The sequence below is a fragment of the Piscinibacter sp. genome, assembly GCF_050175855.1.
GTDB lineage: Bacteria > Pseudomonadota > Gammaproteobacteria > Burkholderiales > Burkholderiaceae_C > Piscinibacter.
The window spans coordinates 1-26460 of record NZ_JBFXIO010000017.1 but is presented as its reverse complement, the minus strand read 5'-3'; the positions used below and the strand labels follow the sequence as shown (position 1 = coordinate 26460).

The 26460-nt window shown below is 70.3% G+C and carries 25 protein-coding genes and 1 pseudogene; 15 read left to right on the top strand and 11 right to left on the bottom strand.

Annotated elements, in window-relative coordinates; all coding sequences use genetic code 11:
- From hypE to AB7U92_RS02910, 7 genes are all read left to right on the top strand, one after another.
- The coding region (hypE, locus tag AB7U92_RS02940) for a hydrogenase expression/formation protein HypE (protein WP_428574567.1) at positions 1 to 691 on the top strand (691 nt) is incomplete at its 5' end.
- Between the two features lie 19 nt (positions 692 to 710).
- Complete coding sequence (locus tag AB7U92_RS02935; protein ID WP_428574565.1) at positions 711 to 1220, top strand: hypothetical protein; 510 nt, start codon at positions 711 to 713, stop codon at positions 1218 to 1220.
- 4 nt (positions 1221 to 1224) lie between these two features.
- On the top strand, positions 1225 to 2985 hold the full coding sequence (locus AB7U92_RS02930) for a hydrogenase maturation protein (RefSeq protein ID WP_428574563.1): 1761 nt from the start codon (positions 1225 to 1227) through the stop codon (positions 2983 to 2985).
- Positions 2982 to 4421 (top strand): sigma-54-dependent transcriptional regulator, encoded by a 1440-nt coding sequence (locus tag AB7U92_RS02925; RefSeq protein ID WP_428574561.1) that lies wholly within the window; start codon positions 2982 to 2984, stop codon positions 4419 to 4421. The genes AB7U92_RS02930 and AB7U92_RS02925 overlap by 4 nt, the downstream gene beginning before the upstream one ends.
- Positions 4421 to 5416 (top strand): HupU protein, encoded by a 996-nt coding sequence (locus AB7U92_RS02920; protein ID WP_428574559.1) that lies wholly within the window; start codon positions 4421 to 4423, stop codon positions 5414 to 5416. Before AB7U92_RS02925 ends, AB7U92_RS02920 begins: the two co-directional genes overlap by 1 nt.
- Positions 5413 to 6867: a nickel-dependent hydrogenase large subunit gene (locus tag AB7U92_RS02915; RefSeq protein WP_428574557.1), complete on the top strand. Its 1455-nt coding sequence runs from the start codon at positions 5413 to 5415 to the stop codon at positions 6865 to 6867. Before AB7U92_RS02920 ends, AB7U92_RS02915 begins: the two co-directional genes overlap by 4 nt.
- Positions 6868 to 6871: 4 nt before the next feature.
- Positions 6872 to 8227: a sensor histidine kinase gene (locus AB7U92_RS02910; protein ID WP_428574555.1), complete on the top strand. Its 1356-nt coding sequence runs from the start codon at positions 6872 to 6874 to the stop codon at positions 8225 to 8227.
- Here AB7U92_RS02910 and AB7U92_RS02905 read toward each other — a convergent pair.
- Both AB7U92_RS02905 and AB7U92_RS02900 read right to left on the bottom strand, forming a co-directional pair.
- Positions 8211 to 9188, bottom strand: a complete 978-nt coding sequence (locus tag AB7U92_RS02905; protein WP_428574553.1) for a Bug family tripartite tricarboxylate transporter substrate binding protein — start codon at positions 9186 to 9188, stop codon at positions 8211 to 8213. The genes AB7U92_RS02910 and AB7U92_RS02905 overlap by 17 nt on opposite strands.
- A 37-nt stretch (positions 9189 to 9225) precedes the next feature.
- A complete protein-coding gene (locus AB7U92_RS02900; RefSeq protein WP_428574551.1) occupies positions 9226 to 10467 on the bottom strand; it encodes a pyridoxal-phosphate-dependent aminotransferase family protein in 1242 nt (413 codons plus the stop codon).
- Between the two features lie 105 nt (positions 10468 to 10572).
- Here AB7U92_RS02900 and AB7U92_RS02895 point away from each other — a divergent pair, with 105 nt between their 5' ends.
- From AB7U92_RS02895 to AB7U92_RS02885, 3 genes are all read left to right on the top strand, one after another.
- The gene (locus AB7U92_RS02895; RefSeq protein WP_428574549.1) at positions 10573 to 11265 is read left to right on the top strand and encodes a GntR family transcriptional regulator; all 693 of its coding nucleotides are present in this window, start codon (positions 10573 to 10575) and stop codon (positions 11263 to 11265) included.
- A complete protein-coding gene (locus AB7U92_RS02890) occupies positions 11262 to 14267 on the top strand; it encodes an FAD-binding and (Fe-S)-binding domain-containing protein (protein ID WP_428574547.1) in 3006 nt (1001 codons plus the stop codon). The genes AB7U92_RS02895 and AB7U92_RS02890 overlap by 4 nt, the downstream gene beginning before the upstream one ends.
- A gap of 118 nt (positions 14268 to 14385) precedes the next feature.
- Complete coding sequence (locus AB7U92_RS02885) at positions 14386 to 15351, top strand: tripartite tricarboxylate transporter substrate-binding protein (protein ID WP_428574545.1); 966 nt, start codon at positions 14386 to 14388, stop codon at positions 15349 to 15351.
- 45 nt (positions 15352 to 15396) lie between these two features.
- Here the strand turns inward: AB7U92_RS02885 and dtd are convergent, their stop codons facing one another.
- From dtd to tyrS, 3 genes are read right to left on the bottom strand one after another with little or no spacing between them, the layout of a single operon-like run.
- The gene (gene dtd, locus AB7U92_RS02880; RefSeq protein ID WP_428574543.1) at positions 15397 to 15840 is read right to left on the bottom strand and encodes a D-aminoacyl-tRNA deacylase; all 444 of its coding nucleotides are present in this window, start codon (positions 15838 to 15840) and stop codon (positions 15397 to 15399) included.
- Entirely contained in the window at positions 15837 to 16727 is an 891-nt protein-coding gene (locus AB7U92_RS02875; protein ID WP_428574541.1) for a cation diffusion facilitator family transporter, read from the bottom strand. The genes dtd and AB7U92_RS02875 overlap by 4 nt, the downstream gene beginning before the upstream one ends.
- A 6-nt stretch (positions 16728 to 16733) precedes the next feature.
- Positions 16734 to 17969 carry a tyrosine--tRNA ligase gene (gene tyrS / locus AB7U92_RS02870; protein WP_428574539.1) on the bottom strand — a complete coding sequence of 412 codons (1236 nt, stop codon included), beginning with the start codon at positions 17967 to 17969 and terminating at the stop codon, positions 16734 to 16736.
- 184 nt (positions 17970 to 18153) lie between these two features.
- Here tyrS and AB7U92_RS02865 point away from each other — a divergent pair, with 184 nt between their 5' ends.
- Both AB7U92_RS02865 and AB7U92_RS02860 read left to right on the top strand, forming a co-directional pair.
- Positions 18154 to 19530: a peptidoglycan DD-metalloendopeptidase family protein gene (locus tag AB7U92_RS02865; RefSeq protein WP_428574537.1), complete on the top strand. Its 1377-nt coding sequence runs from the start codon at positions 18154 to 18156 to the stop codon at positions 19528 to 19530.
- Positions 19527 to 20645: an anhydro-N-acetylmuramic acid kinase gene (locus AB7U92_RS02860; protein ID WP_428574535.1), complete on the top strand. Its 1119-nt coding sequence runs from the start codon at positions 19527 to 19529 to the stop codon at positions 20643 to 20645. Before AB7U92_RS02865 ends, AB7U92_RS02860 begins: the two co-directional genes overlap by 4 nt.
- Before the next feature lie 48 nt (positions 20646 to 20693).
- Here the strand turns inward: AB7U92_RS02860 and erpA are convergent, their stop codons facing one another.
- The 5 genes from erpA to rplM all read right to left on the bottom strand — a co-directional run bounded on the left by erpA (position 20694) and on the right by rplM (position 23180).
- On the bottom strand, positions 20694 to 21074 hold the full coding sequence (gene erpA, locus AB7U92_RS02855; RefSeq protein ID WP_428574533.1) for an iron-sulfur cluster insertion protein ErpA: 381 nt from the start codon (positions 21072 to 21074) through the stop codon (positions 20694 to 20696).
- Positions 21075 to 21111: 37 nt separating this feature from the next.
- On the bottom strand, positions 21112 to 21504 hold the full coding sequence (locus tag AB7U92_RS02850; protein ID WP_428574531.1) for a bactofilin family protein: 393 nt from the start codon (positions 21502 to 21504) through the stop codon (positions 21112 to 21114).
- A 41-nt stretch (positions 21505 to 21545) separates the two neighbouring features.
- Positions 21546 to 22259, bottom strand: coding sequence for a DUF6776 family protein (locus AB7U92_RS02845; protein WP_428574529.1), 714 nt, complete (start codon positions 22257 to 22259; stop codon positions 21546 to 21548).
- Positions 22260 to 22349: 90 nt separating this feature from the next.
- Positions 22350 to 22742: a 30S ribosomal protein S9 gene (gene rpsI, locus AB7U92_RS02840; protein WP_428574527.1), complete on the bottom strand. Its 393-nt coding sequence runs from the start codon at positions 22740 to 22742 to the stop codon at positions 22350 to 22352.
- Positions 22743 to 22751: 9 nt separating this feature from the next.
- Complete coding sequence (gene rplM / locus AB7U92_RS02835; protein ID WP_293432527.1) at positions 22752 to 23180, bottom strand: 50S ribosomal protein L13; 429 nt, start codon at positions 23178 to 23180, stop codon at positions 22752 to 22754.
- Between the two features lie 290 nt (positions 23181 to 23470).
- On the opposite strand from rplM, the gene AB7U92_RS02830 reads away from it, so the two are divergent.
- The 3 genes from AB7U92_RS02830 to AB7U92_RS02820 all read left to right on the top strand — a co-directional run bounded on the left by AB7U92_RS02830 (position 23471) and on the right by AB7U92_RS02820 (position 26175).
- Positions 23471 to 24181: a GNAT family N-acetyltransferase gene (locus AB7U92_RS02830; RefSeq protein ID WP_428574524.1), complete on the top strand. Its 711-nt coding sequence runs from the start codon at positions 23471 to 23473 to the stop codon at positions 24179 to 24181.
- A gap of 142 nt (positions 24182 to 24323) precedes the next feature.
- The gene (locus AB7U92_RS02825) at positions 24324 to 25103 is read left to right on the top strand and encodes a DUF2726 domain-containing protein (protein ID WP_428574522.1); all 780 of its coding nucleotides are present in this window, start codon (positions 24324 to 24326) and stop codon (positions 25101 to 25103) included.
- Positions 25104 to 25125: 22 nt separating this feature from the next.
- On the top strand, positions 25126 to 26175 hold the full coding sequence (locus AB7U92_RS02820; protein WP_428574520.1) for a serine/threonine protein kinase: 1050 nt from the start codon (positions 25126 to 25128) through the stop codon (positions 26173 to 26175).
- A gap of 4 nt (positions 26176 to 26179) precedes the next feature.
- Here AB7U92_RS02820 and AB7U92_RS02815 read toward each other — a convergent pair.
- Positions 26180 to 26460 (bottom strand): annotated as a pseudogene (locus AB7U92_RS02815) (molecular chaperone HtpG); the annotation flags it as partial.

The following is a 26460-nucleotide window of genomic DNA, read 5'->3' as shown; positions in this document are numbered from 1 at the left end:
CGTCGAATCGATGGCCGCGGCGGCGCGCGAGGCCGGCGTGCCCATCGTCACCGGCGACACGAAGGTGGTCGAGCAGGGCAAGGGCGACGGCGTGTTCATCGCCACCACCGGCGTCGGCGTGGTGCCGATGGGCCGCAGCCTCAGCGGCCGCCACGCGCGGCCGGGCGATGCGGTGCTGGTCAGCGGCACGATCGGCGACCACGGCGTGGCGGTGCTCTCGCAGCGCGAGTCGCTGGAGTTCGAGACCACCATCGAATCCGACACCGCCGCGCTGCACACGCTGGTGGCGCGGCTGCTTGACGCCGTGCCCGAGGGCAGCGTGCGCACGCAGCGCGACCCCACGCGCGGCGGCCTGGCCACCACGCTCAACGAGATCGCGAAGCAATCGGGCGTGGGCATGCTGCTCGACGAGGCGGCGATCCCCATCAAGCCGCAGGTCAACGCCGCCTGCGAGCTCCTCGGGCTGGATCCGCTGTACATCGCCAACGAGGGCAAGTGCATCGTGGTCTGCGACGCGGCGGTGGCCGACGGCGCGCTGGAGGCGCTGCGCTCGCACCCGCTGGGCCGCGAGGCGGCGCGCATCGGCACCGTCACCGACGACCCGCAGCGCTTCGTGCAGATGGCCACGGCCTTCGGCGGCCGGCGCGTGGTGGACTGGCTCTCCGGCGAACCGCTGCCGCGCATCTGCTGAGTGCCGGAGCCCGCAGCGCATGCAGCGCGATGTCTTCCGCAAGACCGACGCCGGCCACGCCGAGATCCGCAGCCGTGCGCTCGGCTTCGATGCACGCACCCGCGGCCTGCTGATCCTGGTCAACGGCGAGCTGACGGTGGGCGAGCTCGCCGCCCGCGTCGGCTTCGACCCGGCGGAGACGATGGTGAGGTTCGTCGGCGCGGGGCTGGTCGAGCGCGTGGCCAGCGCGGCACCGAAGCTGCGGCCTGCGCCAGCGGCCGCGCCCGTGGCGGCGAAACCACCCGCGCCGCCCGCGCCCGCCACGCCGGCCGAACTGGTGCCGGCCGACACCGGCGCCGCCTGGCGGCGCGCACTGGTGGAGCTTGCACCGCACTACGGGCCGGATGCCGAAGGCGTGGCCGCACCGCTGCGCAGCGCGGCCACGCCGCAGCAGTTCGCCACGGCGCTCGCCGAGGTGCGCGACAAGCTCTCGGTGTTTCTCGGCCGCAAGGGTGCCGAACAACTCGCGCGCCGCATCGCGCAGGGCTGAGACCATGAAGCTCCTGCTGCTGTGCCACTCGTTCAACGGCCTCACGCAGCGCCTGCACTGCGCGCTGCGCGAGGCCGGCCATGCGGTGACGGTGGAGCTCGACATCGCCGATGCGGTGACCGAAGAGGCGGTGGCGCTGGCCGAGCCCGACCTGGTCATCGCGCCGTTCCTGAAGCGCCGCATCCCCGAATCGGTGTGGTCGGTGCGCCCTTGCCTCGTCGTCCACCCCGGCCCGCCGGGCGACCGCGGGCCGGCGGCACTCGACTGGGCCGTGCTGCGCGGTGACCGCGAAGGCGGCGTGACCGTGCTGCAGGCCACCGCCGAGTTCGACGCCGGGCCGGTGTGGGCTTTCCGCCGCTTTCCGATCCGTGACGATGCGAGCAAGGCGAGCCTGTACCGCCACGAAGTCACTCAAGCAGCGGTGGAGGCAGTGCTGGAGGCGCTGTCACTCTGGCAGCCGGGTACCGCCGGACCCGCGAGCACCCCGGCGCTGCCCGCCCCACCGTCCGGGGGCGGCGGCTGGCAGGGGCCGGTGCCGAAGGAACGGCGCGCCATCGACTGGCAACGCGACGACACCGCCACCGTGCTGCGCAAGATCCGCAGCGCCGAGGGGCATCCGGGTGTGGCCGACGTTCTGTTCGGCCGCCCCTGCCGCCTTCACGACGCGCATGCCGCCACGCCTGCCGCGCTGCAGCGCGCCGCCGGCGGCGCGCCGGGCGAGGTAGTGGCCACACGCGGCCCGGCGCTGCTGCGCCGCACCGTCGACGGCGGTGTGTGGATCGGCCACGTGCGCGCCGAGCCGCCGCCCGGCGAGCCTTCGCTCAAGCTTGCCGCCACGCAGGTCTTCGCCGCCGAGTGCGCCGCCCTGCCTGCGCTCGACGTACCGCTGCAGCGCGAGACCGACGAGTGGGACGAACTGCGCTACCGGGAAACCGGCGCACCTGAGGCGCGCATGGGCTGGCTCTCGTTCGACTTCCACAACGGCGCCATGTCCACGCGGCAAGGCGAGCGGCTGCGCGACGCGCTGCGCTTCGCCCGCACGCGCAGCACCCGCGTGCTGGTGCTCGAAGGCGGCGCCGACTTCTTCAGCAACGGCATCCACCTGCACGACATCGAGGCCGCCGCGCAGACCGCCGGCGACAGTGCGGCCGACGCATCCTGGCGCAACATCCACGCCATCGACGATGTGGTGCTGGAGATGCTGACGATGACCGACCGGCTCACGGTGGCGCTGCTGCGCGGCAACGCCGGCGCCGGCGGCTGCTGGCTGGCCTTCGCCGCCGATCTCGTGTGGGCACACGACGGCGTGGTGCTCAATCCGCACTACAAGAACATGGGCAACCTCTACGGCTCGGAGTACTGGACCCACACGCTGCCGCGCCGCGTGGGCGAAGCGCGCGCGGCCGACGTTGCGAAGCGGGTGATGCAGGGCCGGCTGCCGATGTCCGCGGCCGAGTGCGCGGCGCTCGGCCTGGTGGATGCCGTGTTCGCCGCACGCGGCGACGCCCTGCGTCAGCGCGCCGCCGAGGAGGCGGAATCGCTTGCCACGGCATGCGATCATCACGAGCGCATCGCGGCCAAGCAGCGCCGGCGTGCCGACGACGAAGGGCGGCGGCCGCTGGCGGCGTACCGCGAGCAGGAACTGCAGCAGATGCACCGCAACTTCTACGGCTTCGACCCGAGCTACCACGTGGCACGCCACCACTTCGTGACCCGCAAGCCGCACGCCTGGACGCCGCGCCACCTGGCCGTGCACCGGCCATGAGCGCAACCGTTCTCCTGGTCGACGACGAGGTGCGCTCGCTCGATGCGATGCGGCGCACGCTGGAGGAAGACTTCGAGGTGCTCACCGCCACCGGCGCCGACGAGGCGCGCGAGCAGATGGCGCGCCGCGAGGTGCACGTGATCCTGTGCGACCAGCGCATGCCCGGCACCACCGGCGTGGAATTCCTGCGCGAGGCCCGCGAGCGCTGGCCCGATGCGGTGCGCATCGTGATCTCAGGCTATACCGACAGCGAGGACATCATCGCCGGCATCAACGAGGCCGGCATCTGGCAGTACATCCTCAAGCCCTGGGTGCCCGACCACCTGCTGCAGACGGTGCGCAGCGCCGCCGAGGCGCGCACGCTGCAGCACGGCCTGGCGCGGCTCGATCTGGAACTGCGCAGCGGCCACGGGCCCCTGCGGGCCAAGGGCCAGGCGAAGCTGGCGCAGGCACGCAGCACCTTCGACTTCGACCGCATCGTGCGCGCCGAGGGCAGCCCGCTGGATGCGCTGTGCGCGATGGCGCAGCGCATCGCGCGCCACGACCTCTCGGTGCTGCTGCTCGGCGAATCGGGCACCGGCAAGGAGCTGATGGCGCGTGCCATCCACTACGCCAGCCCACGCCATGGCGGCCCGTTCGTGGTGGAGAACTGCGCTGCCATCCCCGACACGCTGCTCGAGAGCGAGCTCTTCGGCCACAAGCGCGGCGCCTTCACCGGCGCGGTGGACGACCACGTCGGCCTGTTCCAGCGCGCCAACGGCGGCACGGTGTTCCTCGACGAGATCGGCGAGACCTCGCCGGCCTTCCAGGTCAAGCTGCTTCGGGTGCTGCAGGAAGGCGAGCTGCGCCCGGTGGGCTCGACGCGGGCGATTCCCGTCGATGTCCGGGTGATCGCCGCCACCCATCGCGACCTCGAGGCCGACGTGCGATCGGGCCGCTTCCGCGAAGACCTCTACTACCGCATCGCCGGCGTGACCCTGGCGATGCCGCCGCTGCGCGAGCGGCCGGGCGACATCGTGCCGATCGCGCAGCGGTTGCTCGCCGACGTGGCCGCCGAGCTGGGCCTGCCGGCCGCGCAGTTCGACGACGACGCCCGCGCCGTGCTGATGTCCTACCCCTGGCCCGGCAACATCCGCGAGTTGCGCAACGAGATCGCCCGCGCGCTGGCACTCGGCGACGGGGCGACGGTAATGGCCGGGGCCTTCTCGCGCAAGCTGCTGCAGGGCCAGGCCGGCGCGCATGCCGGGAAGCTCAACGGCCATGCCCTGCCGGCCACCGGCACGCTGGCCGAGCGGCTCGATGCGATCGAGGCGATGGTGCTGCGCGAGACGCTGCTGCGGCACCGCTGGAACAAGACGCACGCGGCGAAGGAGCTCGGCCTGTCGCGCGTCGGCCTTCGTGCGAAGCTGCAGCGCTTCGGCCTGGAAGACAAGTGATGAACGTGCTCTGGCTCCAGTCCGGTGGCTGCGGTGGCTGCAGCATGTCGCTGCTGTGCGCCGACACGGCCGACTTCCCCGCCATGCTGAAGGCCGGTGGCATCGAGCTCCTGTGGCACCCGTCACTGTCGCTGGCCAGCGGCCGCGAGCTGATCACGTTGCTGGAAGACTGCCGCAGCGGCCGGCAACGCCTGGACGTGCTGTGCGTCGAAGGCTCGCTGCTGCGCGGGCCGAACGGCACCGGCCGCTTCCACCTGCTGGCCGGCACCGGCGTGCCGATGATCGACTGGGTGCGCGATCTCGCGGCCGTGGCCACGCACGTGGTGGCGGTGGGCTCGTGCGCCGCCTGGGGTGGCATCACGGCCACTGGCCCGAACCTCACCGAGGCCTGCGGCCTGCAGTACGACGGTGACCGCATCGGCGGCCTGCTCGGCGCAGGCTTCAGCGCGCGCGGCGGGCTGCCGGTGATCAACGTGGCGGGCTGCCCCACGCATCCCGGCTGGGTGATCGACACGCTGATGGCGCTGGCCGCGAACCTGTTCGGCGCCGACGACCTCGACCCGCTGCACCGCCCGCGCTTCTACGCCGACCAGCTGGTGCACCACGGCTGCACGCGCAACGAGTACTACGAGTTCAAGGCCAGCGCCGAGAAGCCGTCCGACCTCGGCTGCATGATGGAAAACATGGGCTGCAAGGGCACCCAGGCCCATGCCGACTGCAACACGCGGCTGTGGAACGGCGAAGGCTCGTGCACCCGCGGCGGCTACGCCTGCATCAGCTGCACCGAACCGGGCTTCCAGGACCCCGGCCACCCCTACCACCAGACGCCCAAGCTGGCCGGCATTCCGATCGGGCTGCCCACCGACATGCCCAAGGCCTGGTTCGTGGCGCTGGCCTCGCTGTCCAAGAGTGCCACCCCGAAGCGCGTGAAGAGCAACGCCACGGCCGACCACGTGGTCGTCGCGCCGGCTGTGAAGAAGACGCGCCTCAAATGACCCGCCTGGTCGTCGGCCCCTTCAACCGCGTCGAGGGCGACCTCGAGGTGCAGCTCGACATCGCCGACGGCCGCGTGGCCAGCGCGCGCGTCAACGCGCCGATGTTCCGCGGCTTCGAGCCCATGCTCGCCGGCCGTGCGCCGCAGGATGCGCTGGTGATCGTGCCGCGCATCTGCGGCATCTGCTCGGTGTCGCAGTCGGTGGCGGCGGCACGCGCGATCGCCGATGCCAGCGGCGTGACACCGCCGCCCAACGGCGTGCACGTCACCAACCTGATGCTCGCCTGCGAGAACCTGGCCGACCACCTCTCGCACTTCTACCTGTTCTTCATGCCCGATTTCACCCGGCCGGTGTATGCCGAGCGGCCGTGGTTCTCGGAAGGCCAGCGCCGCTTCGCGGCACTGGCCGGCGAGCACGCGCGTGCCGCGGTGGCGGCACGGCAGCGCTGGTTCGAGCTGATGGGCACGCTGGGCGGCAAGTGGCCGCACACGCTGAGCATCCAGCCCGGCGGCAGTGCGCGCGCGGTGGAGGCGGCCGAGCGCATCCGGCTGCTGGCCAAGGTGCGAGAGTTCCGCGCCTTCCTCGAATCCACCACCTTCGGCGCGTCGCTGGAGGAAGTGGCCACGCTCGACGGCGAAGCCGCGCTGGCACAGTGGCAGGCACGCGACCCGCACCGCGGCGACCTGCGCTTCTTCCTCACCGTGGCCGACGACCTGCAACTGCAGTCGCTCGGCCGCGGGCCGGGCCTGGCGCTGAGCTACGGCGCCTACCGGCAGCCCGACGGACGCTTCGAGCTGCCCGGCGGCGTGTGGGACGACGCGCTGAATGCCGTGCAGCCGGTGGACTTCGAGGCCATCCGCGAAGACGCCACCCACGCCTGGCTGGCCGGCGACGCGCCGCTGCACCCGCGCGAGGGCCACACCGAGCCCTGGGCCGACAAGCCCGGTGCCTACACGTGGAACAAGGCGCCGCGGCTGGGCGGGCGCGTGGTCGAGACCGGCGCCATCGCCCGCCAGCTCGCCAGCGGGCAAGCGCTGATCCGCGATGCCGTCGCCCGCACCGGCGCCAACGTGCGCAGCCGGGTGCTGGCCCGGCTCGTCGAGGTGGCCCGCGTGCTGCCGATGATGGAGCGCTGGCTGGCGGCGATCTCGCCGCGCGAGCCCTTCTTCCATCCCGAACGCCTGCCCGACGATGCGCAGGGCGTCGGGCTCACCGAGGCGGCGCGCGGTGCGCTCGGCCACTGGCTGAGCGTGCGCGACGGCCGCATCGAGCGCTACCAGATCGTGGCGCCGACGAGCTGGAACTTCTCGCCGCGCGATGCCGAAGGCACGCCCGGCGCGCTGGAAGCGGCGCTCGAAGGCGCGCCGGTGCGCGAGGGCGAAGACACGCCGGTGGCGGTGCAGCACATCGTGCGCTCCTTCGACCCCTGCATGGTCTGCACGGTGCACTGAGGCCATGAGCACCACGCCCCGCCCGCCGCTGCACGGCCTGGCCCAGATCGACGGCATGGACGAATCGGCCTGGCTCGACGTGATCGAGAAGATGGAGGAGGTCTATTCGCAGCTGGTGCAGGACGAGATCGCACTCGAAGAGAAGAACGCGCAGCTGGAGCAGTCGCAGCAGTTCATCTTCAGCCTGCTCACCGCGATGAGCGACGTGCTGGTGGCCTGCGACGAAGGCTGCCGCATCGAGGAGACCAACGCCGCGCTGCGCGAGCTGGTGGGCCGCGGCGACGAGGCGCTGCGCGGCCGCCACCTCGCCGAGCTGCTCGCCGGCGATGCCCACCGCGAACGGTTGCGCGCCGCGCTGACGAACGCACCGCGGCGCGGCAGCACGGTCGAGATCGACCTGCTCGATGCGCAAGGCCAGCCGGTGCCGGTGGACTTCAACATCACGCCGCGCTTCAGCGGCGCGGGGCAACTCGTCGGCCACGTGTTCGTCGGCCGGCCGCTGGGCGAGCTCAAGCGCGCCTACCACCAGCTGCGCGAGGCGCACGAGGCGCTCAAGCGCACCCAGCAGCAGCTGCTGCATTCCGAGAAGATGGCCTCGCTGGGCCGCCTGGTGGCCGGCGTGGCCCACGAGCTGAACAACCCGATCAGCTTCGTGCTCGGCAACGTGCACGCGCTGCAGCGCTACACCGAGCGGCTGCGCGAATACCTCGGCGCGATCCACGCGAATGCCGATGCCGACGAGCAGGCGCGGCTGCGCGCGAAGCTGCGAATCGACCACCTGCTGGCCGACCTGCCCTCGCTGATGGAGGGCACGCTCGAAGGCGCCCAGCGCACGGCCGACATCGTGCAAGGCCTCAAGCGCTTCTCGGCGATGGACCGCGGCGAGCGCAGCGAGGTCGACCTCAACGGCGTGATCGAGCGCGCCATCCACTGGGTGCGCAAGGGCACGGCGCCGGCCTTCGCGGTGCACTGGTCGCCGGGCGAGCCGTGCACGATCCACGGCAACGCCGGGCAACTGCTGCAGGTGGTGATGAACCTGGTGCAGAACGCCTACGACGCCTCCGCCATCCGCCACGATCCCGGTGACGACCCGGCGCCGGCGCTGTGGGTGTCGCTCGTGCGCGACGGCGAGGTGGCGCGGCTGAGCTTCCGCGACAACGGCCCGGGCATCGCGAGCGAGCACCTGTCGCGCATCTTCGACCCGTTCTTCACCACCAAGCCGGTGGGCAAGGGCACGGGGCTCGGCCTGTCGATCAGCTACGGCATCGTCGAGCAGCATGGCGGCCGGCTGACCGCCCGCAACCACCCGGAGGGCGGCGCGGAGTTCGTGCTCGAGCTGCCGCTCAGCTCTCCACCTTGATGTTGCCGTCCTTGACGACCTTGGCCCACTTCGCCGTCTCGGCGCGGATGAAGGCGGCGAACTTCTCGCGCGTACCGCCGCCGTCCTCGGCACCGTAGGTGTCGAGCTTCTCCTGCACGTCGGGCATGGCGAGGACCTTGTTGACGTCCTCGTTCATCTTCTGCGCGATCGGCGTCGGCAGCTTGCCGGGGCCGACGAGGCCGTACCAGGTGGTCGCCTCGAAGCCGGGGAAGCCCTGCTCCTCCATCGTCGACACGCCGGGGTGGCCCTTGGCACGCTTGGTGCGCGTCTGCGCGATGGCCAGCACCTTGCCGCTCTTCACGTGTGGCGTGGCGGCGGTCATGGTCTCGAAGCTGTACTGGATCTGCCCGCCCATCAGGTCGGTCAGCAGCGGGCCGCTGCCCTTGTAGGGCACGTGGATCGCGTCCACCTTCGCCTGCAGCTTGAAGGACTCCAGCGCGAGGTGCTGCGCCGAACCGTTGCCCGCCGAGCCGAAGCTCACCTGCCCCGGCTTGGCCTTGCACAGCGCCACGATGTCCTTGACCGTCTTCGCCTCTTCCTTCGGGTTGGCGATCAGCAGGTTGGGCGTCACGCCCACCAGCACGATGGGCACGAAGTCGCGCTCGACGCTGTAGTTCAGCTTGGGCTGCAGGCTGGGCGCGAGCGCATGGCTGTTGATGTGCGCCATCAGCAGCGTGGTGCCGTCGCTGGCCTGCTGCGCGACGTAGTCGGCCGCCAGCACGCCGGCCACTCCGGCCTTGTTCTCGACGATGACCTGCTGGTTCCACATCTGCGTCAGCTTGGTGGAGACCACGCGCGCCAGCGCATCGGTGCCGCCGCCCGGAGGGAAGCCGACGATGATGCGGATCGGCCCGCTCGGCCAGGTCTGCGCGAACACGCGCGGCATGGCCAGCGTGGCGGCCGCACCGGCCGTGGCTTTCAGGATGGAACGGCGTTGCATGGGTTGGTCTCCTGTCGTTGTGATCGGTGAGCCGCGATCAGGCGGCAGCACGCATCGGCGGCTGCTGCGGATGCGCCGCGAAGAACTCCATCGCCGCCTGCACGCCGCTGCCGGCGATGGGCACGCCGGCGAGCTTGAAGCCCATCTCGACGCCGGCCAGCGCCGCCATCAGCGTCAGGTCGTTGCAGTCGCCGAGGTGGCCGATGCGGAACATGCGGCCCTTGACCTTGCCCAGGCCCGTGCCCAGCGACAGGTCGAAGCGCTCATGGATCAGCTTGCGCAGCGCGTCGGCGTCCAAGCCCTGCGGCGTGATCACGCCGGTGAGCACCGGCGAGTACACCGCCGCGTCGGCGCACTGGATGGGCAGGCCCCAGGCACGCACCGCGCCGCGCACGCCCTCGGCCCAGCGCTGGTGGCGGGCAAACACGGCGTCCAGCCCCTGCTCGAGGATCAGATCGAGCGCTTCGGACAGGCCGTAGAGCAGGTTGGTGTTGGGCGTGTAGGGCCAGTAGCCCGTCTTGTTCATCTCGACGATCTCGTCCCAGGCCCAGAAGCTGCGCGGCAGCGTCGCGCGCCGGCTCGCCTCCAGCGCCTTCGGCGAGATCGCGTTGAAGCTGATGCCCGGCGGCAGCATCAGGCCCTTCTGCGAGCCGCTGACCGTGACGTCCACGCCCCACTCGTCGTGGCGGTAGTCGGCGCAGGCCAGGCCGGAGATCGAGTCGACCATCAGCAGCGCCGGGTGGCCGGCCGCGTCGATGGCGCGGCGCACCGCGGCGATGTCGCTGGTCACGCCGGTGGAGGTCTCGTTGTGCACCACGCACACCGCCTTGATCGCATGGCCGGTGTCGGCGCGCAGCCGCGCCTCGATCAGGTCGGCCTGCACGCCACGGCGCCAGCTCCACGGCAGCCCGGTGGCCGCATCGGTGCCCGGCACGGCGAGGAACTCCGGCTTCAGCCCGATGCGCTCGGCCAGCTTCTTCCACAGCGAAGCGAAGTGGCCGGTCTCGAACATCAGCACCGCGTCGCCCGGGCTCAGCGTGTTGACCAGCGCCGCCTCCCAGGCGCCGGTGCCCGAGGCCGGGTAGATCACCACCGGATGCCGGGTGCGGAAGATCTGCTGCATGCCCGCGAGCACCTTCAGGCCGAGGCGGCCGAACTCGGGACCGCGGTGGTCGATGGTCGGCAGGCTCATCGCCCGCAGGATGCGGTCGGGCACCGGGCTGGGGCCGGGGATCTGCAGGAAGTGGCGGCCGCTGGGATGCTGGTCGAGAGGGATCATTCGGAGCTCCTGGATGCGGCGCAGTTTTGCATACAAAATGCATTTGTCAAGCGAAGCTGCCCTAGAATGAGCTGCGAGAAGCCTTCTTAGATTGCATACCGACCCATGGCCGAGATCATCTCCATCCCCCGCCAGGTGCTGCACCAGGAGGTCGCGGTGCGCTTGCGCCAGCGCATCGTCGAGGGCCAGCTCGCCCCCGGCGCCAAGCTCAACGAGCGCGAGCTGGCCGAGTTGCTGAACGTCTCGCGCACGCCGCTGCGCGAAGCGATCAAGATGCTCGCGGCCGAAGGCCTGGTGGAGCTGCTGCCCAACCGCGGCGCGGTGGCGGCGCAGATGTCGGCGCAGGACGTGGCCGACACCTTCGAGGTCATCGCCGGGCTGGAAGGCCAGTCGGGCGAGCTGGCCGCGCAGCGCATCACCGAGGCCGAGCTGGCCGAGATCCGTGCGCTGCACTACGAGATGATGGCCGCGTACACGCGCCGCGACCTGCCCACCTACTACCGCCTGAACGCGCAGATCCACACGCAGATCAACGCCGCGGCGCGAAATCCGGTACTGGCGCAGACCTGGCGCACGGTGAACGCACGCCTGCAGGCGCTGCGCTTTCGCAGCAACTTCGACGAGGCCAAGTGGAAGCGCGCCGTCAGGGAACACGAGCGCATGGTGGAACTGCTCGCCGCGCGCGACGCGGCCGGCCTGCGCGCCCTGCTGGTCGAGCACCTGACGCACAAGCGCGATGCCGTGCTCGAGCTGATGAAGAGCGGCCAGCTCGGCCACGGCGGGAAGGCCAGCGCATGAACGCGCCGCTGCCTGCCGGCGTGCTCGCCGACCGCGACGAACTCGCGCGCCGCCTTTCGCGCGAGACCGAGGGCGAGGTCCTGTTCGACGCCGCCTCGCGCGGCCGCTACGCCACGGATGCGTCGATCTACCAGATCATGCCGGTGGGCGTGTTCGTGCCGAAGACACCGGCCGACGTCGCCATCGCCCTGCAGGTGGCCCGCGAGATGGGTGCCCCGGTGCTGCCGCGCGGCGGCGGCACCTCGCAGTGCGGCCAGACCACCGGCGCCGCGCTGGTGATCGACTTCAGCAAGCACCTGCGCCGGCTTCTCGAGCTCGACCTCGATGCGCAGCAGGCGGTGGTCGAGCCCGGCATGGTGCTCGACCACCTCAACGCGCAGCTCAAGGCACACGGCCTGTGGTACCCGGTCGACGTCTCGACCAGTGCGCAGGCCACTCTGGGCGGCATGGCCGGCAACAACTCCTGCGGCAGCCGCAGCATCGCCTACGGCAACATGGTGCACAACGTCGAGCGCATCGCGGCGTGGACGAGCGACGGCAGCGAACTCGACTTCGGCCCGCTGGACACGCTGGGCGCGAAGGAGCGCGACATCGCCGAATTCGTGCGCGGCCTCGCACAGGCGCTGGCGCCGGAGATCGATGCGCACTGGCCCACCGTGATGCGCCGCGTGGCCGGCTACAACCTCGACATCTTCCGGCCGAAGAGCGAGCGCCCCTACACAGCCGACGGTAGCGTCAACCTCGCGCACCTGCTGGTGGGCGCCGAGGGCACGCTGGCGATGAGCAGAAGCTTGACGCTGCGCCTGGCCCCGCTGCCCAAGCACAAGGTGCTGGGCGTGGTGAACTTCGCGCGCTTCCACACCGCGATGGATTCGGCGCAGCACATTGTGAAGCTGTCGCCGACGGCGGTGGAACTGGTCGACCGCACGATGATCGAGCTCGCGCGCGCCAACCCGGCCTTCCGGACGGTGATCGAGACGGCGCTGATCGCACAGCGTGGACAGTCGCCCGACGCGATCTTGCTGGTCGAGTTCAGCGGTGAGGACCGCGCCGTGCTGCTGAAGCAGTTGCAGTCGCTCGTCGAGCTGATGGGCGACCTCGGCCTGCCCGGCAGCGTGGTCGAGATGCCCGACGAGGCGGCGCAGAAGGCGCTCTGGGAAGTGCGCAAGGCTGGCCTGAACATCATGATGAGCCTCAAGGGCGACGGCAAGCCGGTCAGCTTCATCGAGGACTGCGCGGTTCCGCTCGAACACCTGGCCGAGTACACCGATGCGCTGACCGAGGTGTTCGCCAGGCACGGCACGCGCGGCACCTGGTACGCCCATGCCTCGGTGGGCACGCTGCACGTGCGGCCCATCCTCGACATGCGGCGCGACGGTGCAGCCAGGATGCGCGCCATCGCCGAGGAAGCCGCCGCACTGGTGCGCAAGTACCGCGGCGCCTACAGCGGCGAGCACGGCGACGGCCTGTGTCGCGGCGAATGGATCCGCTGGCAGTTCGGGCCGAAGATCGACGACGCCTTCCGCGTCATCAAGCAGCGCCTCGATCCCGGCAACGTCTTCAACCCCGGCAAGATCGTCGATCCGCCGAAGATGGACGATGCGCGGCTGTTCCGCTTCCCGCAGGGCTACCGCACGATCCCGCTGAAGCCGGTGCTCGACTGGTCAGCGTGGAACGTGCAGAACGACCCCGTCACCGAGGCGACCACGGCGCCGGGCACCGGTGGCGACAGCACCGGCGGCCTGGCCAAGGCCGTGGAGATGTGCAACAACAACGGCCACTGCCGCAAGTTCGACGCCGGCACGATGTGCCCGAGCTACCGCGTCACGCGCGACGAGCAGCACCTCACGCGCGGCCGCGCCAACACGCTGCGGCTGGCGCTGTCGGGCCAGCTCGAGGGGGAGGCCCTCGACGGCGAGGCGGTGAAGGCGGCGCTCGACCTGTGCGTCTCGTGCAAGGGCTGCAAGCGCGATTGCCCGACCGGCGTCGACATGGCGCGCATGAAGATCGAGGCCACCGCGGCCTACAAGTCCCGCCACGGCTACACGCTGCGCGACAAGCTCATTGCCCACCTGCCCCGCTACGCAAGGCTGGCCAGCGCCCTGCCCTGGCTGTTCAACCTGCGCAACGAGGTGCCGGCGCTGGCGCGCTGGGCCGAGCGCACGCTGGGCTTCGCCGCCGCGCGCAGCCTGCCGCGCTGGCGGCACGACACGCTGCGGCGCGAGGCGCCGCGCTACGGCCTCGTCGATGCGGCGCAGGCGCTCGCCGCCCAGAAGTCGGTGGTGCTGTGGGTCGACACCTTCAACGGCCACTTCGAGACCGAGAACGCCCGCGACGCGGTGCGCGTGCTGCAGGCCGCGGGCTACGCTGTGCACGTGCCGGGGCTGCAGGGCGAGCCGCTGTGCTGCGGCCGCACCTACCTCGCCACCGGCATGCCCGATCGCGCCCGCGCGTCGGCCGGCGCCCTGGTGGCGGCGCTGGCGCCGTTCGCCGCGCGCGGCATCGCGATCGTCGGGCTCGAACCCTCGTGCTTGCTCTCGCTGCGCGACGAGGCGCTGGTGATGGGCCTGGGCGAGGCCGCGAAGACCGTGGCCGCTCACGCCCTCACCTTCGAAGAGTTCCTCGCCCGCGAGGCCATGGCTGGCCGCTTCGCGCCGCCGCTGCAGCCGGCCACCCGGCCGATCAAGGTGCACGGCCACTGCCACCAGAAGGCCTTCGGCGTGGTGCAGCCGGTGCTGGAGGTGCTGCGCCTCATCCCCGGCGCGAAACCCGAGCTGATCGAGAGCTCCTGCTGCGGCATGGCCGGCAGCTTCGGCTACGAGGCCGAGCACCATGCCGTGTCGATGCAGATGGCCGAGCTCGCGCTGCTGCCGGCGGTGCGCGCCGCCGGCGACGCCTGGATCGTGGCCGACAGCGCGAGCTGCCGGCACCAGATCGCCGACGGCGCGCAGCGCGAGGCGCTGCACGTGGCGCGTGTGCTGGCCGCCCACCTGGAACGTTGACCGGGGGCAAACCCCACCCTGATGCCATCAGGCCTTACGTAGTTTCCGTCATGGCATGACGGAGCGCGCTGCCCACAATCGCGCCATCTCACACCCGCCCTTTCGAAAGGACGACCCCATGAAGCGCCTGATGACCGCCGTGCTGGCCACCTTCGCCGCGACCGCCGCCCTTGCCTACCCCGACAAGCCGATCACCCTCGTCGTGCCCTTCGCGGCCGGCGGCCCGACCGACAAGGTCGCGCGCGACCTGGGCGTGGCGCTGGGCGCGCAGCTCAAGCAGACGATCATCATCGAGAACGTCGGCGGGGCCGGCGGCACGCTGGGCGCGGCCAAGGTCGCCAAGGCGGCGCCGGACGGCTATACCTTCCTGCTGCACCACATCGGCATGGCCACCGCGCCGGCGCTGTACCGCAAGCTGCCTTACAACGTCGAAACCGACTTCGAGTATGTCGGCATGGTCAACGACGTGCCGATGACGCTGATCGGTCGCCCGACGCTGCCGGCCAACAACTACGCCGAACTGGTGAAGTGGCTGCAGGAGAACAAGGGCAAGATCAACCTGGCCAACGCCGGCCTGGGCGCCGCCTCGCACCTGTGCGGCCTGCTGTTCCAGCAGAGCGTCCAGATCGACATGACCACCGTGCCCTACAAGGGCACCGGCCCGGCGATGACCGACCTGCTCGGCGGCCAGGTCGACATCATGTGCGACCAGACGACCAACACCACCAGCCAGATCGAGAGCGGCAAGGTCAAGGCCTACGCGGTGACCACGCTCAAGCCGCTGACCACGCCGGCGCTGGCCAAGCTGCCGACGCTGGACAGCCAGGGCATGAAGGGCTTCAACGTCAGCATCTGGCACGGCATGTATGCGCCCAAGGGCACGCCGGCGGCGGTGGTCGAGAAGGTCAACGGCGCGCTGAAGGCCGCGCTGAAGGACGCCGACTTCATCAAGAAGCAGGAGGCCCTGGGCGCCGTGGTCGTGACCGACGGCCGCCTCGCCCCGGCCGAGCACAAGAAGTTCGTCGCCGCGGAGATCGCCAAGTGGGCTCCGGCGATCAAGGCCGCCGGCCAGTACGCGGACTGATCTGTTCCGCTCTGCGCTCGAAGGGCCGCCTCGCGCGGCCCTTTTTCATGCTCGCAGCGTGATCGGAATCGTCACCGGCCCGTCGTTGACGAGGTGCACCTGCATGTCGGCGCCGAATTCGCCACCGGCCACCTGCGGATGCGCAGCCCGAGCCGTGGCCAGCACGCGTTCGTAAAGACGCCGGCCCAGCTCAGGCCCTGCAGCGCCGCTGAAGCTCGGGCGGTTGCCGCCGGCGGTGTCGGCCGCCAGCGTGAACTGGCTGACCACCAGCAGCCCCCCGCCGACGTCGGCGACGCTGCGGTTCATCTTGCCCGCCTCGTCGGACAAGACGCGCAGCTTGAGCACCTTGGCGACGAGCTTGTCGGCGATCGCCTCGGTGTCCGCGGGTTCGGCGCAGACCAGCATCAGCAGGCCCGGGCCGATGGCGCCCGTGATACGGCCGGCCACCTCGACACGGGCGGACGACACACGCTGCAGGAGGGCGATCACACCAGGTCCTTCGGATCGCCGAAGTGCGCCTCGACGTCGGTGGGCAGCAGCTGGATCGAGGCGCGCAGCCCCGGCACGGCGCTCATCAGCGCCTGCTCGACGCTGGTGCGCAGCGCCGCGGCGCGGCCCAGCGTCCAGCTCGACGGCATGTGCATGTGCACGTCGACGAAGCGGCGCTGGCCGGCGCGCCGCGTGACGATGTGGTCGAAGCGGATGGTGTGGTGCGCGAACTGCGCCAGCGTCTCGTCGATCTGCGTGCGCACTTCGGGTTCGACGGCCTTGTCCATCAGCCCGTCGACCGAGCGCCAGGCCAGGTGCGCACCCTCGCGGAGGATGTGCAGCGCCACGCCGTTGGCCAGCAGCGGATCCAGCCACAGCCAGCCCGTCACCGGCACCAGCAGCAGGCCGAGCACCACGCCGGCCGAGGTGTAGACGTCGGTGAAGAGGTGCCGCGCATCGGCCTCGAGCGCGATCGAGCGCTGCTCGCGCGAGGCGACCAGCATGCGCCACGCCAGCAGGCCGTTGAGCGCCGAACTGGCCACCGACAGCGCGATCCCCCAGCCGAGCTGCTCGAGCGGTTGCGGGTTCGCGAAGCGGCCTGCCGCCGCCCAGATGATGCCCACCGCCGCACCGACGATCAGCAGCCCTTCGAAGCCGCTGGAGAAGTACTCGGCCTTGGTGTGGCCGAAGGGATGGTCTTCGTCGGCCGGGCGCTCTGCGATCGTCACCATCAGCACGGCGAACAGCGCCGAGGCGAGGTTGACGAACGACTCCATCGCATCAGACAGCAGGCCCACCGAGCCGGTGATCCACCACGCGCCGGTCTTCATCGCGATGGTGGCCAGCGCGGCCACCACCGACAGCTTGAGCAGGGTCTTGGCCTGCACGCCCGCTCAGGCCAGCGTCACGCGCGCGAACTTGCGCTTGCCGACCTGCACGACGTAGGTGCCGCGCTCGACCTTCAGGCTCTTGTCGCTGACCACCGCGCCGTCGATGCGCACGCCACCGCCGTCGACCAGGCGCATCGCCTCGCTGCTCGACGGCGCGAGGTTGGACTGCTTGAGCAGGGCACCGATGCCCAGCGGGGCGCCCGACAGCGACACCTCGGGAATCTCGTCCGGAATGCCGCCGCGCGCCCGGTTCTCGAAGTCGGCCTCGGCCGCATCGGCCGCGGCCGCGCTGTGAAAGCGCGCGGTGATCTCCTTGGCGAGCATCACCTTGGCTTCCTTCGGGTTGCGGCCGGCCTCGACCTCGGACTTGAGCCTGGTGATCTCGGCCTCGCTGCGAAAGCTCAGCAGTGTGTAGTAGCGCCACATCAGCGTGTCGCTGATCGACAGGAGCTTGGCGAACATGGTGTTCGCCGGCTCGGTGATGCCGATGTAGTTGCCCTTGCTCTTGGACATCTTCTCGACGCCGTCGAGCCCCTCGAGCAGCGGCATGGTCAGGATGCACTGCGGCTCCTGGCCATACTCGCCCTGCAGCGCGCGGCCGACCAGCAGGTTGAACTTCTGGTCGGTGCCGCCGAGCTCGAGGTCGCTCTTCAGGGCCACGGAGTCGTAGCCCTGCATCAGCGGGTAGAGGAACTCGTGCACGCTGATCGGCGTGCCGGCCTTGAAGCGCTCGGCGAAGTCGTTGCGCTCCATCATGCGCGCCACGGTGTAGCGCGCGGCGAGCTGGATCATGCCGCGCGCGCCGAGCGGGTCGCTCCACTCGGAGTTGTAGCGGATCTCGGTCTTGTCGGGATCGAGCACCAGGCTGGCCTGGCGGTAGTAGGTCTGGGCGTTGGCCTCGATCTGCTCGCGCGTCAGCGGCGGCCGCGTCGTGTTGCGGCCGGACGGGTCGCCGATCATCGAGGTGAAGTCGCCGATCAGGAAGATGACCTGGTGGCCGAGATCCTGCAGCTGGCGCATCTTGTTGAGCACCACGGTGTGGCCGACGTGGATGTCGGGCGCGGTCGGGTCGAGGCCGAGCTTGATGCGCAGCGGCACGCCAGTTGCTTCAGACCGGGCGAGCTTGGTGAGCCAATCGGCCTCGGGTAACAGTTCGTCGCAACCTCGCTTCGAGACCTGCATCGCGTGCAGCACGCGGTCGGTCACCGGATGGGAAGGCGTCGCGGAGGGCTGGGACATGAGGGCGCTATGGGGTTTTACGAAGGCGGGCCCGGGGAAGCGCTCGGTATACTGCGCCGTGAACTTGTTCACACCCCGAACGGCCGGCTGAGCTCCGGCAGGCGCCACGGATTCTAGTGGACGCCCCACCTGCAACCTGGATGGACTCGAGCGCTCGCGTTCGGCACAGATCGAATTGAAATCGTTGGGACAGATCGAACGCGCCACCGAGGCGACCCTGGCGCGTGGCGCCCGCTTCGTGCATGCGCACCCTCGCGCGCTGGCTTCAACCGTCGCCCTGGCACTGGCGGGCTTCGGTGCTGCCGCTTACGGCATCGCCCAGACCGGGCCGGATGCATCCGACCTGCCGCGTCGCGTGGTGACGGAAATCGTCACCCCGGAAGACGTGATCCCGCAGCTCGAAGCGCTGGCCGGCCACGAACTGCACCTCTACCGCAGCGAGCAGACCCGTTCCGGCGACGGCGCAGAAACGCTGCTGGCCCGCCTCGGCGTGGCCGACATGGAGGCCGTGGCCTTCCTGCGTCGCGACCTGCTGGCGCGCAAGATCGTCGAAGGCCGCGCCGGCAAGCTGGTGCGGGCTGCCGTGACGCCCGCCGGGCAGCTCGAGGAACTCACCGCCCGCTACGCCCCTGCCGACACCACGCTGGCGGCCACGCATTTCGAGCGCCTGCGCGTCGTGCGCGGCGACGACGGCCGCTTCACGGCCAGTGTCGAGGCCGCGCCGCTGGCCACCACCGTGCGCCTGGGCAGCGGCACGATCCGCAGTTCCCTCTTCGCCGCCACCGACGAATCGGGCATTCCCGACGCCGTGGCGGTGCAGATGGCCGAAGCCTTCTCGGTCGACATCGATTTCCATCGCGAGCTGCGCAAGGGCGACACCTTCTCGGTGGTGTACGAGACGCTCACCGCCGACGGCGAGCCGATCACCTGGAACAACGCCGCCGGGCGGCTGGTCGCGGCCGAGTTCGTCAACCGCGGCCAGGCCCACTCGGCCGTGTGGTTCAAGGACGAGAGCGGTCGCGGTGGTTTCTACGGCCTGGACGGCACGAGCAAGCGCCGCACCTTCCTGGCCAGCCCGATGGAGTTCTCGCGCGTCACCTCCGGCTTCGCGATGCGCATGCACCCGATCCTCAGGCAGTGGCGTGCCCACAAGGGCGTCGACTACGGGGCGCCCACAGGCACGCCGGTGCGCTCGGTGGCGCATGGCACGGTGCGGTTCGCCGGCGTCCAGAACGGCTACGGCAAGGTGATCGAGATCGACCATGCCAACGGCAAGTCCACCGTGTACGCGCACCTCAGCCGCATCGACGTGCGACAGGGCCAGCGCATCGAGCAGGGCGACCGCATCGGCGCGGTGGGCGCCACCGGCTGGGCGACTGGCCCGCACCTGCACTTCGAGTACAAGGTTCGCGGCGAACAGGTCAACCCGCTGGTGATGGCTCGTTCATCGGAAGCCGTCGAGCTGAGCCCCGAGGCCCGGCAGCGCTTCGCTGGCGTGGCACTGCAGATCCGCGGCCAGCTCGATGCCGCACTGACTGTCGGCGCCACGGTCGCCGAGTGAACGAGCGCTATATCGGCCTCATGTCGGGCACCTCGCTCGACGGGATCGATGGTGTGCTGGTCGAGTGGGATGCGGCTGAGCCGCCATCGCCGCGCGTGCTGGGGCATGTCCACCTGCCCTTCGAACCGACACTGGCCGCCGAGTTGCTCGCGCTGAATGCCAGCGGCAGCGACGAACTGCATCGGGCCGCGCTGGCCGGCAATGCAGTGGCGCGGCTGTACGCCGCCGCGGCCGCACAACTTCTCAAACGATCCGGCGTGGCGGCCGCGCAGGTGCGTGCCATCGGTGCCCACGGCCAGACGGTGCGTCACCGGCCGCAGCAGTTCGACGGCAGCGGCTACACGCTGCAGTTGAACAATCCGGCGCTGCTGGCCGAACTCGCGGGCATCGACGTGGTGGCCGACCTGCGCAGCCGTGACCTTGCGGCCGGCGGCCAAGGCGCGCCGCTGGTGCCGGCCTTCCACCGCGCCCTCTTCGCCCGCCCCGTCGAGGCGCTGGCGGTGCTCAACCTCGGTGGCATCGCCAACCTGACCCTGCTGGGTGCCGACGGTTCGGTGACCGGTTTCGACTGCGGCCCGGCCAATGCGCTGCTCGACCACTGGGTGAGCCGCCATCGCGGCGAAGCCTTCGACGCCGATGGCCACTGGGCCGCCGGCGGCCAGGTCGACGCGCCGCTGCTCGCGTCGTTCCAGGCCGAACCCTATTTCGAGCAGTCGCCACCCAAGAGCACCGGCCGCGACCTGTTCCACCCCGACTGGCTGGCGAGACACCTGGACGCCCGCGGCCCGATCGCGCCCGCGGACGTGCAGGCCACACTCGCCGAGCTCACGGCCTGGGCCTGCGCTCGCGACCTGCGCCGGCACCTGCCGACCGCCGAACGCTTGCTCGTGTGCGGCGGCGGCGCCTTCAATGGCCACCTGATGCGGAGGCTCGCGACACTTCTGCCCGGCGTCCGCGTCGGCTCGACCGCCGAGCGCGGCCTGCCGCCCGATCAGGTCGAGGCCTGCGCCTTCGCCTGGCTGGCCCGCGCCTTCATCCACCGCGAGCCGGCCAGCCTGCCGTCGGTGACCGGCGCCCGCGGCGCGCGCGTGCTCGGCTGCCTGTATCCCCGCTGAAACGACGAAGGCCGCCCACAGGCGGCCTTACATGCAGGCTGGAGACAGTCAGACCGAGAAGCTCGATCCGCAGCCGCAGGTGGTGGTCGCATTCGGATTCTTGATCACGAACTGCGCACCCTGCAGGTCGTCCTTGTAGTCGATCTCGGCGCCGACCAGGTACTGCAGGCTCATGGCGTCGATCAGCAGCGTGACGCCGTTCTTCGCCATCTGCGTGTCGTCCTCGTTGACGACCTCGTCGAAGGTGAAGCCGTACTGGAAGCCGGAGCAACCGCCCCCCTGCACGAACACGCGCAGCTTCAGGTCCGGGTTGCCCTCTTCGTCGACCAGTTCCTTGACCTTGTTGGCCGCGCTGTCGGTGAAGACGATCGGCGCCGGCGGCTCGTCCACCGCGGTCTGGGTCTGGATGTTGTCGGCCACTGCACTCATTGCTCGCTCCTGCGGCTCCTTGCCGTGGCGCGTATTTTCACAGATTGGAGGCCGCCAGCTTCAATGATGGTTTCTCCTCGGCCTTCAGCGGCCGCAGTTCGCCGTCGATCGTGGCGCCCTGGTGCATCTCCAGCACCTCGTAGCGGACGTCGCCGGTGATCTGTGCCCGGGGCTGCAGTTCGAGCAGCGAGCTGGAATGGATAGGGCCGACGACCGTGCCGTTGACGATCACGTGCCCGGCGATGACCTTCCCGGTGACGCGGGCTTTTTCGCTGATCACGAGGATGCTGTAGCCCTCGCCCGCCGCGATGACGTCGCCGACCACCTCGCCGTCGATGCGCAGGCCATCGGAGAACTTCAGTTCGCCGCTGATGACCGTGCCTTCACCGATCAGCGTGCGGATCGGCGGCTGCTTCTGCTTTCCGAACATGGTGTTCCCTCCTGGTTGCCGATGCGATGCGCCACAACCGCTCACATCTGGACCGAGTGCGACGCAAGAAGCGCGCCGCGGGTGTCGGTGACCTTTACCGTCACCGTCCTGATCACCGCCTGCGCTGGATGGTCGATCACCCCTTCCACACGACGGTACTGCTTCACTTGCAGGGGCTGCGCGCCGCCGGGATGCGGCTGCGTCCACGGCTTGCCATCCAGCGTGCCGGCCAGCGTCACCTCGTAACGGCCCGCGAACTCCGGCCTCGCCTTTCCCGGCTGCAGGAGCAGCAGTTGGTAGCGCAGTTGGTGGTCGCTTGCGGCTTCGGCCTGCAGGCCTCGGATGCTCAGCGCCGACTCGCCGGCCGCGGCCGGCAGCAGGCGCTCGAAGAAGCCGAGGTCGTTCTTCAGCGCCAGGTTCTCGGCCTCGGTCTGCTTGAGCTGCTGGGCCAGGCGCTCCTGCGCCGTGCGCTCCGCCTTGAGCAGGCTGTCGGCAGTGTTGGCGATGGACAGCGCCTTCTCGCGCTCCTCGCGAAGCTGCGCAACCTCGACGCGCAGTTGCGCGAGCTCCTCCTTGGCACGGCTGTCGAGGCCGGCCAGGCCCTTGCCGGTCTCGAAGGCCCACATTGCCAGCGCCGCAGAGAAACCCAGCGCGACCGCGGCCACTGCCCAGCGCACCGGCCAGGGCAGGTGGCTGCGCACGATCATGCGCGGCGCGCTGACCGACAATCGTCGTCGCAGGAGTTTCCAACGCATGTCAGCTGGTTTCGGCAGGTAAGCAAGGCCCGGAAACGAAAGAGGCCGCACGACGGCGGCCTCGTTCGAGGATCGGCGCGTGAAGCGACCTCAGCGCTTGCTGAACTGCTTCCGGCGGCGGGCGCCGTGCAGGCCGACCTTCTTGCGCTCCACTTCGCGCGCGTCGCGCGTCACGAAGCCGGCGCGGCTCAGTTCGGGCTTGAGCGCCGCGTCGTAGTCGATCAGCGCGCGGGTGATGCCGTGGCGCACCGCACCGGCCTGGCCGGACTCGCCGCCGCCGTGCACGTTCACCTTGACGTCGAAGGCAGCATCGTTGGCGGTCAGCACCAGCGGCTGCTTGACGACCATGATCGAGGTCTGGCGGCCGAAGTACTGCTCGACCGGGCGACCGTTGATCACGATCTGGCCGGTGCCCTTCTTGATGAAGACACGCGCCACCGACGACTTGCGGCGGCCGGTGCCGTAGTTCCAATTTCCGATCATCACCGCTCCTTAGATGTCCAGCTGCTTGGGCTGCTGGGCGGTGTGCGGATGCGTGGCACCGGCGTACACCTTCAGCTTCTTGACCATCGCGTAGCCGAGCGGGCCCTTGGGCAGCATGCCCTTGACCGCCTTCTCGAGCGCGCGCCCGGGATGCTTGGCCTGCATGTCCTTGAACTTGGTGCCGTAGATGCCGCCAGGGAAGCCCGAGTGGCGGTAGTACACCTTGTCGTTGGCCTTGTTGCCGGTGACGCGGATCTTGTCGGCGTTGACGACGACGATGAAGTCGCCGGTATCGACGTGAGGCGTGTAGATGGCCTTGTGCTTGCCGCGCAGGCGGAGGGCGACTTCACTGGCCACCCGTCCGAGGACCTTGTCGGTCGCGTCAATCACAAACCACTCATGCGTCACCTCGGCCGGCTTGGCGCTGAAGGTTTTCATGATTCGTGGAAGTTTCTCGAGTCAGTACCCCTGGCCACGAGGGCCTCGCCACCCGAGGCTCCGCTTCTTCGATGGGCGGACTCTCGATCGGCGTCGCCTGCCGCCGGCAGGGCCGAGGCAGACCTTTCCCGCGGGGCGCAAAGCGGAAAAGCCTGTGAGTCTAGCAGATTCGCCCGCCCGCCAGAACCGGTGCATTCGCACGGATGGCACGGTGCCGGCGCCGGGGTTGGACTGCAGCCCCTAGCGGATTCGCATAGACTAGGGTTAACCCTAGACCGAGGAGGTCCCGGATGACTGCTCCCGATCAAGTTCCTGCCGATCCTGCCCGCGCCACCGCCGCACCGGAGGGCGAGGGGTCGTCGCGCTGGTCGTGGGTGCCCATCCGCTCGCTCGGCCCGCGCCACCGCGACCGGATCGCCGCCCACCTGCTGAGCCTCGAAGAGACCGATCGCTACCTGCGTTTCGGCTACCCGGCCACGGACGCCCAGATCTCCCGCTACGTCGACACGCTGGACTTCGACCAGGACGAGGTGTTCGGCATCTTCAACCGCCGCCTCGAGCTGATCGCGATGGCGCATCTGGCCCACCCGAACACGCCGGCCGAGGGTGCCCGCGGCACCATGGCCGAATTCGGCGTGTCGGTGATGCGCAAGGTGCGCGGCCGCGGCTTCGGCGCCCGCCTGTTCGAGCACTCGGTGCTGCATGCGCGCAACCGGGGCGTGCAGACGCTGTTCATCCACGCGCTAAGCGAGAACACGGCGATGCTCAAGATCGCCCGCAACGCCGGCGCCACAGTGGAACGCGACGGCTCCGAATCCGACGCCTGGCTGCGTCTGCCGCCCGACACCTTCGTGTCGCACGTGGAAGAAATGATGGGCGAGCAGGCCGCGGAGTTCGACTACCAGATCAAGCGCCACGCCAGCCACGTGCAGCTGATCCTCGACACGATCTCCGAAGTCAAGGCTCACATTTCCAAGACGCATCACGTCGCGGGCGAGTAAGGCGGGCCAGCCCCCGCGGCTGCGGTGGAGCCCCGGGCTCGGGGATGAACGGGATCGGTCGGCAACCGTAACATCCAGTACATTGAAGTTCCGCGATCGACCTGCCATGTCAGGTGCGTGACTCGACGAACCGGACCTGGCCATGCCAACCTCGACCCTTCTCATTGCGCTGTCTGCCCTGTCGGGCGTGGCTGTGGCATCCGTGGGCTGGCTCTGGTGGTTGCGGCGCCCGGCCAAGCCTGTGCCGCTTCCCACCGAATGGGCACTGACGGCGCGGCCGGTGTTCTCCACCGACGAACGCCGCGTCTACCGGCTGCTGCGCGAGGCACTGCCGCATCACATCGTGCTGTCCAAGCTGCCGCTGGTGCGCTTCAGCCAGCCGGTCGATCCGGGACGGGTGCGCTTCTGGTACGACCTGCTCGGTTCGATCCACGTGACCTTCGCGGTGTGCAGCGCCAACGGCCGCGTGCTCGCCGCGATCGACCTCGACACCGACCGCGGCAACTCGCGCCGCGTGCTGCAGATCAAGCAGGCCGTGCTCGGCGCCTGCCGCGTGCGCTACCTGCGCTGCCCGGTCGAGAATCTGCCCTCGGTGGCCGAACTGCAGCTGCTGGTGCCACAGGCCGGCGCCAGCGCCCGCGGCCCGCAGGCCGCCACGCCGCCCGCCCACACGCTGCACCAGGCCCGCGACACGCTGGCCAGCACGGTGGCCAATCGTCGCGCCGAGCGCACGGCGCTGTGGCAGGACTCCTCGCTGTTCCAGGATTCGTTCTTCGCCCCCGACACGCGCAGCGACGGCTCCGGCCAGAGCGAGTTCGGCAGCCTCGGCCCGGCCAGCGGCCCGCGCAGCCGTCCGGCGCCGCTCGACGGCGACGACATCGGCGGCGTGGTGGTCGACGGCCCGCGCTTCTCGTCGCGCTGACGCCGCCGCGTAGGATGCGGGCATGAGCCCGCAGCACGCCGCCACCGACACGCCCTATGCAGGCCTCACGCCCGAGGTCGTGCTCGACGCGCTCGACGCCGTAGGGCTGCGCGGCGATGGCCGCCTGATCCAGCTGAACTCGTACGAGAACCGCGTCTTCCAGGTCTTCCTCGAGGATGGCCGGGTCGTCGTGGCCAAGTTCTACCGGCCCGATCGCTGGAGCAACGCGCAGATTCTCGAGGAGCATGCGTTCGCGGCCGAGCTCGATGCCCATGAAGTACCGCTGGCCGCACCCTGGAAGATGCAGGCCGATTCACGCTCGCTGCATGCCGAGCGGCTGACTGCGCTGGGCAGCACCCTCGCCTCGTTCGACACGCCGGACGGTCCGTACCGCTTCGCCGTCACCGAGCGCCAGGCCGGCCGGGCGCCGGAGGTCGAGGATGCGGCGGTGCTGGAGTGGATCGGCCGCTTCATCGGCCGAATCCACGCCGTCGGCGCCGCGGGTCGCTTCGAACATCGCCTCGCGCTCAGCCCGGCCAGCCTCGGTCACGATCCTCGCGACTGGCTGCTCGCCCAGGACGTGGTGCCGCCCGACGCCCTGCCGGCCTGGCGAGGGATGGTCGATGCGGCGCTCGAGCGCGTCGATGCCGCCTTTGACGCCGCCGCACCACTGCGCACGCTGCGCCTGCACGGAGACTGCCACCTCGGCAACATCCTGTGGACCGCCGCCGGTCCGCACTTCGTGGACCTCGACGACGCACTCACCGGACCGGCCGTGCAGGACCTGTGGATGCTGCTGTCGGGCTCGCGCGCCGAGCGACAGAAGCAGCTCGGCGCGGTGCTCGACGGCTACGAGCAGTTCATGGACTTCGACCGCCGCGAACTGGCACTGATCGAGCCGCTGCGCACGCTGCGCATCGTGCACCACAGCGCCTGGATCGCGAGACGCTGGGCCGACCCGGCATTCCCGATCGCCTTCCCGTGGTTCGAGAGCCCGGCCTACTGGGCCGAGCAGGCCACGCGGCTGCGTGACCAGCTCGAGGCCATGGACGAAGCCCCCCTGGTGGCCTGAGCGCTCAGCCCGCCAGCAGCGCGTTGACGCGCTTCACGTAGGCACCCGGGTCCTCCAGCGTGCCGCCCTCGGCGAGCAGCGCCTGGTCGAAGAGGATGTGCGCCAGGTCGTCGAAGTGCGCGCTGGCATCGAGCCGCTTCACGAGCGCATGCTCGGCGTTCACCTCGAGGATGGGCTTGGCCTTGGGCGCGTCCTGCCCCGCCTGCTTGAGCATGCGGGCGAGGTGGCCGCTGATGTCGCCCTCATCGACCACCAGACAGGCCGGCGAATCGACGAGACGCGTGG